Consider the following 13,407-nt stretch of genomic DNA (forward strand, 5'->3'; position numbering starts at 1 on the left):
GCAAGCTCTGGCATCGTGGTGAAGTTGGTCCGTACCCGGTGAGTTACCCATGTTCTCTCGAGATCAGTGGGCTTCTCACCGGGTACTGCTGTTCTTGCCGGGTGGGGTAACTCACGGTCGTCTCGGGATGCGTGTGGGTGGGTGGGGCCGTTGCATGGAGGCGTGACTTCTTCCCTCTCCGCCGCCGACCGTGTGGCGCCACGCACCAGCTGGCACGTTCCCGCGATGCTGGCGTTGGCGCTGGGTGGGTTCGGGATCGGCACCACCGAGTTCGTGACCATGGGGCTGCTGCCCGATATCGCGGCCGACTTCCGGATCAGCGAGCCGACGGCCGGGCACGCGGTGTCGGCGTACGCGCTGGGCGTGGTCGTCGGGGCGCCGCTGATCGCCGCGCTGTGCGCCCGGGTGCCCAGGAAGAAGCTGCTCATCGCGTTGATGGCCGCGTTCACCGTCGGCAATGCCGCGACCGTGCTCGCCCCGACCTTCGGGTCGCTCGTCGCGGCGCGATTCGTCTCCGGACTGCCACACGGCGCCTACTTCGGTGTCGCCTCGCTGGCGGCCGCCACCCTCGCGCCCGTCGGTCAGCGGGCCAAGGCGGTGGCCGCGGTGATGCTCGGGTTGAGCGTGGCCAATGTGGTCGGTGTGCCCGGCGCGACCTGGCTCGGTCAGCACCTCGGTTGGCGCGACGCCTACGTGGTGGTCGCGATCATCGGCGTGGCGACGGTGGCCGCGCTGTGGCGGTTCGTGCCGCCGCTGACCACCATGACCATCACCGACCCGCGCACCGAACTCGGCGCGCTGCGCCGCCCCCAAGTGCTGCTCACCCTCGCCGTCGGCGCGATCGGCTTCGGCGGCATGTTCGCCGTGTACACCTACATCGCCACCACCATGACCGACGTCGCCGGTCTGTCCGTCGGCGCCGTCCCGATCGTGCTCGCCCTGTTCGGCCTCGGCATGATCGCGGGCAATGTCCTCGGCGGCATCCTCGCCGACCGCGGCGTCGACCGCTCCATCTTCGCCGCCCTGCTCGCCATGGTCGTCATCCTGGCCGGTTTCGTCCTGGCCGCCCACCACCCCGTCACCGCCGCCCTCGGCGCCTTCCTCGTCGGCGCCTCCGGCGCGGCCCTGGCTCCCGGCCTGCAAACCCGCCTCATGGACGTCGCCGCCGACGCCCAAACCCTCGCCGCCGCCCTCAACCACGCCGCCCTCAACATCGCCAACGCCGCAGGCGCCTGGCTCGGCGGCCTCGTCATCGCCGCTGGCCTCGGCTACACCGCCCCCGCCGCCGTAGGCGCCGCCCTAGCCATCGCAGGCGTCCTCCTCTTCACCACCACCGTCTGGCTCGCCCGCCGCCCCGCCCCCGACACGCCGTAACCGATTCGACACCTCGCCCGCCTCGAAATACGTTGCAGCACATGCCGAGCTACCTTCACGAAGCTTTGCTAGACCTGTTCCGCAACGAATGGGTCCCTGGCGTTCTCGCTCCTGGTCGACGAGTTCCGTGGCGAGTCCTGGTCGCGTTCCTGTCCGTCCTGAGGAAACCGATGACGAACATGCGAAAATGTATCTTGACCTGGTCGACGAGGCGTTGACCACCGCGGCAAGTCGACGTCTGGAGGAAATGATGGAACGCACTCCCGAATACCGCGGTCGCATCGCCACCAAGTACGTGGCGAAAGGTCGTACGGAAGAGGCCGCGCACGCTGTGCTCACCGTGCTGACCGCACGGGGGCTCGAGTTGTCGGCCGCGCAGCGCGCCGTGCTCGGTGAGTGCACCGATCTCGATCAGCTCAACTCCTGGTTGACGCAGGCCGTCACCGCCACCAGTACCGACGAACTCTTCGGTTGATCAGGTCGCGGGTGGGCGGGCCCAGCCGAAGCTGAGGTGGACGGCGCGTTGCCACATTTCGTATTCGGTGTCGCGGGAGTGGCGGTCGGGGGAGGGGCGCCATTGGGCGGCGACCTTCCAGTTGTGGCGTAGGCCCTGGAGGTCCGGCCAGAAGCCGACCGACAGGCCTGCCGCGTAGGCGGCGCCGAGGGAGACGGTTTCGGTGACCAGGGGACGCACGACGGGGATGTCGAGGACGTCGGCGATGGTCTGCATGAGCAGGTTGTTGGTCGCCATCCCGCCCGCGACGCGCAGGGAGGTGGCGCGCAGGCCCGCGTCGGCGTTCATCGCCTCGACCACATCGCGGGTCTGCCAGGCGGTGGCCTCGAGGACCGCGCGGGCGAGATGACCCTTGGTGACGTACGAGGTGAGGCCGATGAGCAGGCCGCGGGCGTCGCTGCGCCAGTGCGGGGCGTAGAGGCCGGAGAAGGCGGGGACCAGGTAGCAGCCGCCGTTGTCGGTGACCGTGCTCGCGAGCGTTTCGATCTCGGGCGCGGTGGCGATCAGACCGACGATGTCGCGCAGCCACTGCACCAGTGAACCGGTGACCGCGATCGGCCCTTCCAGCGCGTACACCGGCTCCGGACCCACCTGGTAGCCGATGGTGGTGAGCAGCCCGTGCTCGGAGCGGATCAGCTCGGGCCCGGTGTTCATCATCAGGAATCCGCCGGTGCCGTAAGTACATTCGGTCTCACCGGGCGCGAAGCAGGTCTGCCCGAACAGCGCCGCGTGCTGATCGCCGAGCGCGGCGCCGATCCGCACGCCCGGCGCGACGACCCGGGCGGTCCCGAAATCGCCGGTCGAGGATTCGATGCGGGGGAGCATGGCGCGCGGAATATCGAAGAACCGCAACAGTTCCTCGTCCCACTGCCGCGTGGCGAGGTTCATCAGCAGCGTGCGGCCCGCGTTGGTCACATCGGTGACATGCGTACCGCCGGTGAGATTCCAGATCAGCCAGGACTCCATGGTCCCGAACAGCACGTCACCGCGTTCGGCCCGCTCGCGCAGCCCATCGACCTCGTCGAGCAGCCACCGCAGTCGGGGTGCGGCGAAATAGGTCGCCAGCGGCAGCCCGCTCAGCTCCGTAATGCGTTCGGCACCAGGCGCTTTCCGTAACCGATCGACCAGCGCCTCGGTGCGCACGTCCTGCCAGACGATCGCCCGCCGCACCGGCTGTCCGGTGTGCCGATCCCACACCACGGTCGTCTCGCGCTGGTTGGCGATCCCGATGGCCGCCACGTCCTCGGCGGTGATCCCGGCGTCCCGCAGCGCGGCGGGCACCACCTTCTCGACCGTTCGCCAGATCTCCAGCGCGTCCTGCTCCACCCATCCCGAGCTGGGATAATGCTGACGGTGCGCCCGCTGCGCCATCCCGGCCAGCCGCGCGTGCCGATCGAAGACCAGGCACCGGCTGGAAGTGGTGCCCTGGTCGATGGCCAGCACGAAACGTCGCGTCATCGAGCCCACCTTTCATCGGTCCACACCCGCCGGTCGCCCGGAGACCGGCGGCCCGGTGCGTTCACTGTGCCACCCGCAGATCCCGGTGCACCGCCCGCGCCGCCACACGAACCTGCTCGATCGCGGTCGCCCGGATCTCGGATCGGTTGTCGCACAGTCGTTCCACCGGCCCGGTGATCCCGAGCGCGGCGACCACCAGTCCGCCACGATCACGGATCGGCGCGGCGACGCCCGCCTCCCCGCTGCGGAACTCGCCGACTTCCCCGGCCCACCCCGCCCTGCGCACCCCGGCGATCACCCGGTCGAGCTCACCTGGATCGACGATCGTGCGACGAGTGAAGCTGGGCAAGGGCGTGCCGGAGGCGAGCGCTGCCTCCGGCCGGGCGGCCGCGAGCCCGGAGGCCCCGGCGGTACCGGAGCTGGGCGCCACGCGCAGACTCGCAGCCTCATAGGCCAGCAGCACCTTGCCCAGCGCGGTGGCGTGTGCGGGCAGCACTTCTCCGACGGCCAGCTGCTGGGCGCTGTTGTCGGGCCGGAAGACGTGGTGGATCACGGTGACCCCGTCCGCGCGCCCCACCGCGATCCGCACCGACTCCCCGGTGCGCGCCGCCAGCGCGTCGGCCCGGTGGATCGCCCGCGACCGCAGCTCGTTCACATCGAGTCGATCGGTGCCGAGTTTGCCGAGCGCGGGCCCGAGCAGATAGCGGCCGGTCGCGTCGTCCTGGTCGACGAACCCGACGCCGACCAGCGTGCGCAGGATGCCGTGCGCGGTGGGTTTGGCCAGGTCGAGGGCACCGGCGATCTCGCCGACCGCCAGCGGGCCCGGGGCGCGCGCGAGCAGGCGCAGCACGGCGGCGGCGCGTTCGATCGACTGGATCGGGCCGGGCACATCTCGAACCTACCAGGCCGTTCGGCATTGTCGAACGGTGCCGATGGCGGGCGCCCGACCCCCTTCCTAGCGTGGGTGCGGCAGGGCGGACTCATGGCGGAGTCCGGTGAAAGGACAACCGATGTATGTGGGTGCGATCGACCAGGGCACCACATCGACCCGCTTCATGGTCTTCGACCGGCACGGAGCCGTGGTCGCGCGCCATCAGCTCGAACACGAGCAGATCATGCCGCGCGCGGGCTGGGTCGAACACAATCCCGACGAGATCTGGGAGCGCACCCGCACGGTCGTCAAAACCGCACTGGCGCAAGCGGATCTGACCGCCGCCGATCTGGCCGCCATCGGCGTCACCAACCAGCGCGAGACCACCGTCGTCTGGAACCGCCACACCGGCCGCCCCTACGGCAATGCCATCGTCTGGCAGGACACCCGCACCGACCGGATCATCGCCGACCTCGACGCCGCCGGACACAGCGAACTCGTGCGCGCCCGCACCGGCCTGCCGCCCGCCCCCTACTTCTCCGGCGGCAAACTGCGCTGGATCCTCGACACGGTGCCGGGTGTGCGCGCCGACGCCGAACGCGGTGACGCCTTGTTCGGCACCATGGACACCTGGCTCATCTGGAACCTGACCGGCGGAATCCGCGGCGGCGTGCACGTCACCGATCCCACCAACGCCTCGCGCACCATGCTCATGGACCTCGAGACCCTGGACTGGGACGACGAACTCCTCACCGTCTTCGACATCCCGCGCGCCATGCTCCCCGCCATCGCCCCCTCCGCGAACCCGGCGGGCTTCGGCAGTACCAACCCCGACGGCCCGTTCAAGGGCGTCGTGCCCATCGCGGGGGTGCTCGGCGACCAGCAGGCCGCCGCCGTCGGCCAGGTGTGCTTCCGCCCCGGCGAGGCCAAGAACACCTACGGCACCGGCAATTTCCTCATGCTCAACACCGGCACCGAGATCGTGCGCTCCCGGCACGGCCTGCTCACCACGGTCGCCTACCGCTTCGGCGACGACGAACCGGCCTACGCGCTGGAGGGCTCGATCGCGGTCACCGGCTCGGCCGTGCAGTGGTTGCGCGACCAGCTCGGCATCATCGCCGGTGCCGCGCAGATCGAGGACCTGGCCGGGCAGGTGACCGACTCCGGCGGGGTGTACTTCGTGCCCGCCTTCTCCGGCCTGTTCGCCCCGTACTGGCGGCCCGACGCACGCGGCGCCGTCGTGGGCCTGTCGCGCTACAGCAACAACGCGCACCTGGCCAGGGCCACCCTGGAATCCATCGCCTACCAGACCCGCGACGTGGTCGAGGCCATGCAGCGCGACGCGGGCGTGCGGCTCGAGACGCTGCGGGTCGACGGCGGCGTCACCGTCAACCAGCTGGCCATGCGGATCCAGGCCGACCTGCTCGGCGTGCCGGTCTCGCGACCGGTCGTCGCCGAGACCACCGCGCTGGGCGCCGCCTACGCCGCCGGGCTGGCGGTGGGCTTCTGGGCCTCCACCGACGACCTGCTCGACAACTGGGCCGAAGACGTCCGCTGGTATCCCACCTGGTCCGACGAGCAGCGCGAACACGGCTACGCCCGCTGGTGCAAGGCCGTCTCGCGCACCCTCGACTGGGCCGAGATCTGAACTCCGACAATCCCTTCGTCCAAGGAGGACCGCATGTCTGTACAACTGGATCGCAGCTACCGTGAGCAGGCGATCGCCGGGCTCGGCGCCGAGGAGATCGACGTGCTGGTCATCGGCGGCGGGGTGACCGGTGCGGGCGCCGCGCTGGACGCGGCCGCGCGTGGCCTGTCGGTGACGCTGGTCGAGGCCCGCGATTTCGCCGCGGGAACCTCGAGCCGCTCGTCCAAACTCATCCACGGCGGCCTGCGCTACCTCGAGCAGATGGACTTCGCCCTGGTCCGCGAGGCGCTCAAAGAGCGTGGGCTGCTGCTGAACACCCTCGCCCCGCACCTGGTGCATCCGGTGCCGTTCCTGTTCCCGCTCCAGCACCGGGTGTGGGAGCGCGCCTACATCGGCGCGGGTATCGCCCTCTACGACACCCTCGGCGGTGCGCGCACCGTGCCCATGCACAAGCACCTGACCCGCACCGGCGCACTGGAACTCGCGCCCGCGCTGCGCGAGGACGCCATGACCGGCGCCATCCGCTACTACGACGCCCAGGTCGACGACGCCCGCCACACCATGATGATCGCCCGCACCGCCGCCGAGCAGGGCGCCACCGTGCTCACCCGCACCAAGGTGGTCGGGCTGGAACGCGACGGTGAGCGCGTCGTCGGCGCGCGCGTCCTGGATCTGGAAACCGGTGCGGTGCACAGCATCCGCGCCCGCGCGGTGATCAGCGCGACCGGCGTGTGGACCGACGACATGATCAAGCTGACCGGTGTCGAGTTCCCGTTCCACGTGCGCATGTCCAAGGGCGTGCACATCCTGGTCCCGCGCGACCGACTCGACCTGCACACCGGCCTGATCATGCGCACCGAGAAGTCGGTGCTGTTCGTCATCCCGTGGGCCGAACACTGGATCATCGGCACCACCGACACCGACTGGTCGCTGGACAAGAACCACCCCACCGCCACCGCCGCCGACGTGCGCTACATCCTCGACCACGTCAACGGCCTGCTGCGTGAGCCGCTGACCAGGGCCGACATCGTCGGCACCTACGCGGGGCTGCGGCCGCTGATGACCGGCGCGTCCAAGGAGACGGCCAAGCTCTCGCGCGAGCACGCCGTCGCCGAGCCCGCGCCGGGCCTGTTCGTCATCGCGGGTGGCAAGTACACCACCTACCGGGTGATGGCCGCCGACGTGGTCGACGCCGTCGCCGCCCGCCTCGGCGGCGACATCCCCGCCTCGACCACCGACACCCTGCCGATCCTCGGCGCGACCGGCTACCCCGAGATGCTCGCCGAGGCCGCGACCCTGGCCGCCTCGGTCGGCCTGCCCGCCGACACCGTGGAGCACCTGCTGGGCCGCTACGGCTCGCTGACCCGCGAGCTCCTCGACCTCGTCAGCACCGATCACACGCTGCGGCAACGGGTTCCGGGCGCCCCCGAGCACATCGCCGCCGAGATCGTCTACGCGGTGACCCACGAGGGCGCCCTGCACCTCGACGACGTCCTCACCCGCCGCACCCGCATCTCCATCGAACTGCCCGACCGCGGTCTGGCCGCCGCGCCCGACATCGCCCGGCTCATGGCCCCGCTGCTCGGCTGGGACGAGGAGACCACCGACGCCGAGATCAACCGCTACTACGACCGGGTGCACGCCGAACTCGCCGCCAACGAGGCTGCCGACGACGAGGCCGCCAACACCGCCCGACTGGTCGCCGTGCGCTGAGGGCGACACCAGGCATCGGGCGCGACGCCGTCCGCTGGTCGCGGTGTGCTGACACGACACCCCGGCGGCGGTGGACCACTCCTCACGGGCGGTTCGCCGACGCCGGTTCGGGAGCAGCGGCGGCTGAAGCGCCACCCGGAGTTCGGGCGGTGATTACCGTGGACTCATGAATTCGCGCAGTGACCGCCGGGGCACCGTTCTCATCACCGGCGCCAGCTCGGGCCTCGGCGCCGAGATGGCCCGCCAGTTCGCCGCCCTCGGCTACGACCTCGCCCTGTGCGCGCGCCGCACCGAGCGCCTCGACGAGCTGCGGGCCGAGATCCTGGCCGAGCACCCGGATCGGGTGGTCTCGGTGAAGGCGCTCGATGTCGTCGACGACGCGGCCGTCTTCCGCGTCTTCGAGGAGTTCGCCGCCGAATTCGGCACCATCGACCGCGTGGTGGTGAACGCGGGCCTGGGCAAGGGCGCCCCGCTGGGTACCGGCCGCCACGACGCCAATCGCGAGACCGCCACGGTCAACTTCCTCGCCGCCCTGACCCAGAGCGAGGCCGCGCTCACCCTGTTCCGCGCCCAGGGCCACGGCCACCTGGTGATGATCTCCTCGATCTCGGCACTGCGCGGCATGCCCAAGACCCTCACCACCTACGCCGCCACCAAGGCGGGGGTGGCCGCGCTCGCCGACGGCGTGCGCACGGAAAACATTCCCGGCGTGGATGTTTCGGTGATCTACCCCGGCTACATCCGCTCGGAGATGAACGACCGGATCAAGCACGAGCCGAAGTTCATGGTGGACACCGCCACCGGCGTGCGCGCCATGGTCGCCGCCATCGAGAAGCGCCGCGCCAAGGCGTATGTGCCCGCCTGGCCGTGGGTTCCGTTCGGCTACGCCCTGCGCGTCCTGCCCGCGCCGCTCGCCCGCAAACTCCTCTGAGCGGTCGTTCACGGAAAAACACCGTGGCACAGGCATGTATATGATGCTTGCGCTGTGCTCGGGGGGAAGATCTCGCAGGGAGACCCCGCGCGTCCCGATGAGGAGGGGAATCCGTGAGAACCCGTATCGTGCTGTCCGCCACCGTGGCCGCCGCCGCCTTGCTGCTGTCCGCGTGCCAGGAGGAGCTGCCGCCCGGTGGTGCGCCGGTCACGCCGTCGTCGACCAAGACCACCTCCGCGGCCCCGGCCACCCCGAACGCCGACGGCGTGCTGAACCCGGGTGACACCGGCAAGCTCGAATCCGGCGTCGAGCTGTCGATCCTGAAGGTCGAGGCCGATCAGGTCGAGCGTGAGGGCGCCGTCTCGGTGTTCACCTTCCAGCTCAACAACACCTCGTCCAAGGCGCTGGACCGCTGGTCCTCGCCGTCGCTGGTCTACGGCGAGGACGGGACCGCCGCCGAGTCGGTGCTGTCGCTGGACAAGAATTACAAGTACGGCCTGGAGGGCAAGCTGCCGCCCGGCTCCAAGCAGACCATCAAGATCGCCTACGCGGTCCCGGTCGACAAGCTGAAGCCCGCGGTCGTCACCTCCGAGGAGCTGATCTGGCGCGGCGACTTCAGCAACTACAAGCGCTGAGATCCGGCCGTGTGGGCGACCGGGTCGCCCACACGGTTCACACCGCCCGCAGGTGCCCGCGGCTGGCGTAGATGTGTTCGGCGATGAGAGTCGCGATGCGGTCCGGTGCCTCCAGCATCGGCACGTGACCCACCCCGTGCACCACGATGCGGTCCGCCGATTCGGGCAGTTCGCGCAGGTAGCGGGTGGCGTAGACGCTGTTGGGGATGATCCGGTCGTACTCGGCCAGCAGCATCCGCACCGGGGTGGCGATGGTGTCGAGGTCGGTCATCGACGGGGCGCGCAGGCTGCCCAGCAGCATCGGGACGATCACCTCGCAGTGCAGCACGGCGGTGACCAGTGTCGCCAGGTCGCGGCGCGGGATCGCGCTCACGCGCTTGGCGACCAGGAACCCGGCCACCTGCTGGACCAGCGCGTTGTCGACCGCGAACGACCCGAGCCGCTTGCCGATCTCGACGAACGGGATGAGCGAGGCGAACTTGGCCCCGATCCGTAACTGGGTGATCGAGGGCTGGGTCCAGCCGCCCGCGGGCGCGATGGCGGTGAGGGTGCGCGCCCGGCCGCGCCGCGCCAGCTCCAACCCCACCCAGCCGCCGAGCGAGTTGCCCGCGATATGGCAGTCACGCCAACCCAATTCGTCGAGTTCGTTCTCGATCTGATCGGCCAGCGCGTACACGTCCAGCGACCAGCCCTCCACCTTCGGGCCACCCCAGTGCCCCGCGAAGGCGGGTGCGTACACCTCGCAGTGTGCCGACATCCGCCGCGCCACCTGTTCCCAGCAGTGCGGCGAGAGCATGAACCCGTGCAGCAGCAGCACCGGGTCACCCGACCCGAGATGCAGCGCCGCGACGGGCGCGGGACGGGCGGTGGACTTGGCGGTGCGTGACGTCATCGTCATTCACCCCTTCCTGGACAGCGGTGTCCCGGGGAGCATTCCTGACCTGTCATTGTACGGTCGTACCGTGCCGACGATCCTCTCAACAGTGAATGTGAACGGTGTTCGCGCGGCGGCGGGCAAGGGCATGTTGGCCTGGCTCGCCGCCACCGAAGCCGACATCGTATGCCTGCAGGAGACCCGCGCGACCGACGCGCAGGTCGCGACCGCGCTGGCCCCCGCGCTCGACGCGGGCTGGGTCCTCTCGCACGCCGAACCCGAATCCAAGGGCCGCGCCGGGGTCGGCATCCTGTCGCGCCGCGCGCCCGACGCGGTGCGCGTCGGCTTCGGCAGCACCGAGTTCGCCGCGTCCGGCCGCTACCTCGAGGCCGATTTCGGCGAGCTCACCGTTGCCAGCGTCTATGTGCACTCCGGCGAGGAGAACACCCCCAAACAGGACGAGAAATACCGCTTCATGGCCGAACTCGGCGCCTACCTGAAGACCCGCACCGGCGATTTCGTCGTCAGCGGCGACTGGAACATCGCCCCCACCGAGGCCGACCTGAAGAACTGGAAGGCCAACCAGAAGTCCGCGGGCTTCCTCCCCGAGGAACGCGCCTGGATCGCCGACCTCCTCGTCTCCGGCTACGTCGACGTCGTCCGCACCCTCCACCCCGACATCGCGGGCCCCTACAGCTGGTGGTCCTACCGAGGCCGCGCCTTCGACAACGACTCCGGCTGGCGCATCGACTACCACCTCGCCCTCGGCGACCTCCCCACCCGAGCCAAACAAGCCGTCGTCGAACGCGCCCCCACCTACGACCAGCGCTGGTCCGACCACGCCCCGGTCACGGTGCAATACCGATAGCGACGGCCGCTCAGGAGCGAGGGGGGTGGGGTTGCCAGGCGCGGAGGAGGTCGTCGGGGGTGAAGGTGGCGGCCAGGTGGTCGGTGGTGGTGCCGGAGCGGGTGACCGCGATCAGGGGGACAGGCTCGTCGGTGAGGCGGAAGCGGTGATTCTGCAGGGCCGTGAGGTCGTGGGTGTCGAATGGTGAGTTCTCCAGCCACTTGATGGAACCGAGGAAGGCCAGTTCCTTGGCGACGGGTTCGCGGTCGGCGCCGACGATGTCGATCTCCACGTCGTTGGTGCGGGTCCAGTAGCCGCCGATCGCCGGAACCGCGGGGATGCCCGCGACCGGGAGGAGCCGTGCCAGGGATTCGCGGATCAGGGGCTCCACCGCGCGGCCGCGCCAGCTGGTCCAGCCGCGACGGATCCGGGCGAGTGTCAGATCGGCACGCAGGCGATCCAGTTCGGGGAGATGGGGGCCCAGGAAGGTGAGCCAGAATCGCAGGTACGAGTCGGTGATGCGGTACCGGCGGTCTTTCGACGGAGTCAGCGAGATCGGTAGCTCACCGGCCACGATTCCCTTGTCCGTCAACAGGTTCAAGGCACGTGACAGGCTGGTGTTGGCCAGTCCGCCCGCCGCACGCGCGATCTTGGTGAACGTCCGCTCGCCGCTGCCGATCGCGGACAGGACCTGTCGCGCCAAGGTCTGCTCGGGGAACTCGGCGGCCAGCGACAGCTGCGCGGAGACGATCAGTGGGCTGACCGGATCCGACAGTTCCCTGGCCAGGAAAGTCCACACATCGTCCCCGGCCCGCCAGCGCGCGCAGACGATGGGCAGCCCGCCGGTGACCATCGTGGCATCGAAGGCCGTCGCGGCATCGGCGCCGGTCATCGCCGCGACGTCGGCGGGGTTCAGCGGACCCAACCGCATCTCCGTTCCTCTCTGGTGAAACGGACGGCTGTGGGAGGTGAGGGCGGCCATCATGGCGAGATCGGAGCCGATCAGGATCAACAGAACCGGTTTGCGGCACAGCTCGCGGTCCCACGCGCGCTGCAGCACGCTTTCGAACGCACCGGCCTCGTCCATGAGGTAGGGCAGCTCGTCGAGGACGACGACACTCGGCTCGTCGTCGGGCAGGATTCCGGCGAGTTGGCGCAGAGCCGCGGTCCAGTTGGCCGGAAGCGCGTCGGCGAAGACGTCGGCGTCCGGTAGGGAGGAATGTGCGACCGTGTCGGCGAATTCGATCAGAGGATCGATGCCGAGCCCGATCTCACTGGTGTAGAAGACATTCGGCACCCCGCTGCGCTGGGTGAACTCCTCGATCAACGCGGACTTGCCGATGCGCCGACGGCCACGCAGGATCAGGCAGCAGCCGGGCTTCGTGGTGCCGATCGCGGATCGAACGCCGCTCAGCGTGGTATCCAAGGCCCGCAGTTCGCGCCATCGCCCGACGAAGTCCATCGCTCCCCTTGGTATCATCGATGTTAGTAACATGCATGATACTAACGAGTGGTATGTAGGTGACCCGCCTGGTGACGTAGGTTCTTCACGGTGAACTTCTCACGTAAGACGCTCGGATTGCTCGCCGGACTCGTTCTCGTTCTCGCCGCCCTCGGACTCTCGGTCTTCGGTAAGGCCGGGGACAACGGTACGACCACGGCGAGCAGTACCTCGGTTGTCGCCGGGGCTACCACCACCGCGCCCAAGCCCGGTCCACCGGCGACCAAGCCAGGGGGGAGTTCGGCGGCGCCGGTGAGCAAGGTGGCGGGGGTGCCGGATCGGGCGTACGCCACGCTCGTGGAGATCGATGCGGGGCGGTGGCCGGGGTCGGCGAACGCGGTGGGGACCAAGGGCGGGGAGCAGTGGATGAATCGGGGGACCAAGCTGCCGCCGAAGGATTCGGCGGGTGCTCCGGTGACGTATCAGGAGTGGGACGTCAATCCCAAGCAGCGCAACCGGTCTCGTGATGCCGAGCGCATCGTCACCGGGAGCGACGGGTCGGCCTGGTACACCGGGGACCACTACGAGACCTTCACGAGGATGCGCTGATGACGTCGCGAATGCCGCTGTCGCGGTTCCTTGCTCGACCCACCGCCGAGACCCCGGCCGGTCCGGTGTTCGGCGCGCTGGCGGTGGACGCCGCGCGGTTCAGTGGCGTGCGCTACGACGCACCGGCCGACTACCGGGTGCGCGAACTGCGCGGTCCCAAGATGCGCACGGTGGCGGCGCTGTTCGACGAGTTCGCCGCCGCCTTCCAGTTCCCGTACTACTTCGGTGCCAACAAGGACGCCTTCGACGAATGCCTGCGTGACCTGGACGATTTCGTCGGTGACGGCCCCGGCTACGTCGCGGTGATCCGCACCGCCGACGACCTGCTGGCCGAGCAGCCCGACGAACGCGACTGGTTCGCCGACGCGGTGCGCGACTGCGCGGCCTACTGGGCCCGCCGTGAGGTGGCCTTCCGGGTCGTCTTGCAGGGTCGGCCGGATGCCTTCGGCGCCGTCGCGCTGTCCGACCGGCCCGGGTCCTAGCGCCGACACC

General features: G+C 69.8%; 13 protein-coding genes. 9 read left to right on the forward strand and 4 right to left on the reverse strand.

The features are described 5' to 3' along the window. Positions 1–225 precede the first annotated feature (225 nt). Positions 226–1,374 carry an MFS transporter gene (locus tag QC180_RS23790; RefSeq protein WP_474646529.1) on the forward strand — a complete coding sequence of 383 codons (1,149 nt, stop codon included), beginning with the start codon at positions 226–228 and terminating at the stop codon, positions 1,372–1,374. Positions 1,375–1,561: 187 nt separating this feature from the next. Beyond that, the gene (locus tag QC180_RS23795; RefSeq protein ID WP_278265021.1) at positions 1,562–1,849 is read left to right on the forward strand and encodes a hypothetical protein; all 288 of its coding nucleotides are present in this window, start codon (positions 1,562–1,564) and stop codon (positions 1,847–1,849) included. On the opposite strand, the gene glpK (QC180_RS23800) is transcribed toward QC180_RS23795, so the two are convergent. Both glpK (QC180_RS23800) and QC180_RS23805 read right to left on the reverse strand, forming a co-directional pair. After that, on the reverse strand, positions 1,850–3,346 hold the full coding sequence (gene glpK / locus QC180_RS23800; protein ID WP_278265022.1) for a glycerol kinase GlpK: 1,497 nt from the start codon (positions 3,344–3,346) through the stop codon (positions 1,850–1,852). Between the two features lie 61 nt (positions 3,347–3,407). After that, positions 3,408–4,235 (reverse strand): IclR family transcriptional regulator, encoded by an 828-nt coding sequence (locus QC180_RS23805; RefSeq protein ID WP_278265023.1) that lies wholly within the window; start codon positions 4,233–4,235, stop codon positions 3,408–3,410. A 121-nt stretch (positions 4,236–4,356) separates the two neighbouring features. Between QC180_RS23805 and glpK (QC180_RS23810) the strand changes: the two genes are divergently transcribed. From glpK (QC180_RS23810) to QC180_RS23825, 4 genes are all read left to right on the forward strand, one after another. Next, the gene (glpK, locus tag QC180_RS23810) at positions 4,357–5,865 is read left to right on the forward strand and encodes a glycerol kinase GlpK (RefSeq protein ID WP_278265024.1); all 1,509 of its coding nucleotides are present in this window, start codon (positions 4,357–4,359) and stop codon (positions 5,863–5,865) included. Positions 5,866–5,898: 33 nt separating this feature from the next. Further along, positions 5,899–7,578 (forward strand): glycerol-3-phosphate dehydrogenase, encoded by a 1,680-nt coding sequence (gene glpD / locus QC180_RS23815; RefSeq protein WP_278265025.1) that lies wholly within the window; start codon positions 5,899–5,901, stop codon positions 7,576–7,578. A 166-nt stretch (positions 7,579–7,744) separates the two neighbouring features. Continuing rightward, positions 7,745–8,509 (forward strand): SDR family oxidoreductase, encoded by a 765-nt coding sequence (locus QC180_RS23820; RefSeq protein WP_278265026.1) that lies wholly within the window; start codon positions 7,745–7,747, stop codon positions 8,507–8,509. Positions 8,510–8,622: 113 nt separating this feature from the next. Continuing rightward, complete coding sequence (locus tag QC180_RS23825; protein WP_278265027.1) at positions 8,623–9,144, forward strand: hypothetical protein; 522 nt, start codon at positions 8,623–8,625, stop codon at positions 9,142–9,144. Positions 9,145–9,181: 37 nt separating this feature from the next. Here QC180_RS23825 and QC180_RS23830 read toward each other — a convergent pair whose 3' ends face one another. Next, positions 9,182–10,036, reverse strand: a complete 855-nt coding sequence (locus QC180_RS23830) for an alpha/beta fold hydrolase (protein WP_278265028.1) — start codon at positions 10,034–10,036, stop codon at positions 9,182–9,184. Positions 10,037–10,106: 70 nt separating this feature from the next. Here QC180_RS23830 and QC180_RS23835 point away from each other — a divergent pair, with 70 nt between their 5' ends. Further along, positions 10,107–10,886, forward strand: a complete 780-nt coding sequence (locus QC180_RS23835; protein ID WP_278265029.1) for an exodeoxyribonuclease III — start codon at positions 10,107–10,109, stop codon at positions 10,884–10,886. Between the two features lie 10 nt (positions 10,887–10,896). On the opposite strand, the gene QC180_RS23840 is transcribed toward QC180_RS23835, so the two are convergent. After that, on the reverse strand, positions 10,897–12,327 hold the full coding sequence (locus QC180_RS23840) for an ATP-binding protein (protein ID WP_278265030.1): 1,431 nt from the start codon (positions 12,325–12,327) through the stop codon (positions 10,897–10,899). Between the two features lie 90 nt (positions 12,328–12,417). On the opposite strand from QC180_RS23840, the gene QC180_RS23845 reads away from it, so the two are divergent. Both QC180_RS23845 and QC180_RS23850 read left to right on the forward strand, forming a co-directional pair. Further along, entirely contained in the window at positions 12,418–12,915 is a 498-nt protein-coding gene (locus tag QC180_RS23845; protein ID WP_278265031.1) for a guanyl-specific ribonuclease, read from the forward strand. Further along, a complete protein-coding gene (locus QC180_RS23850) occupies positions 12,915–13,397 on the forward strand; it encodes a barstar family protein (protein WP_278265032.1) in 483 nt (160 codons plus the stop codon). Before QC180_RS23845 ends, QC180_RS23850 begins: the two co-directional genes overlap by 1 nt. Positions 13,398–13,407: the final 10 nt, after the last annotated feature.

Source organism: Nocardia anocheti, from assembly GCF_029675105.1.
Classification (GTDB): Bacteria; Actinomycetota; Actinomycetes; order Mycobacteriales; family Mycobacteriaceae; genus Nocardia.

Excerpts from the sequence above, each read along its gene's own strand:
- QC180_RS23790 (WP_474646529.1), top strand. The coding sequence starts at position 226 with ATGCTGGCGTTGGCGCTGGGTGGGTTCGGGATCGGCACCACCGAGTTC.
- QC180_RS23795 (WP_278265021.1), top strand. The coding sequence starts at position 1,562 with ATGTATCTTGACCTGGTCGACGAGGCGTTGACCACCGCGGCAAGTCGA.
- glpK (WP_278265022.1), bottom strand. The coding sequence starts at position 3,346 with ATGACGCGACGTTTCGTGCTGGCCATCGACCAGGGCACCACTTCCAGC.
- glpK (WP_278265024.1), top strand. The coding sequence starts at position 4,357 with ATGTATGTGGGTGCGATCGACCAGGGCACCACATCGACCCGCTTCATG.
- glpD (WP_278265025.1), top strand. The coding sequence starts at position 5,899 with ATGTCTGTACAACTGGATCGCAGCTACCGTGAGCAGGCGATCGCCGGG.
- QC180_RS23820 (WP_278265026.1), top strand. The coding sequence starts at position 7,745 with ATGAATTCGCGCAGTGACCGCCGGGGCACCGTTCTCATCACCGGCGCC.
- QC180_RS23830 (WP_278265028.1), bottom strand. The coding sequence starts at position 10,036 with ATGACGTCACGCACCGCCAAGTCCACCGCCCGTCCCGCGCCCGTCGCG.
- QC180_RS23840 (WP_278265030.1), bottom strand. The coding sequence starts at position 12,327 with ATGGACTTCGTCGGGCGATGGCGCGAACTGCGGGCCTTGGATACCACG.
- QC180_RS23850 (WP_278265032.1), top strand. The coding sequence starts at position 12,915 with ATGACGTCGCGAATGCCGCTGTCGCGGTTCCTTGCTCGACCCACCGCC.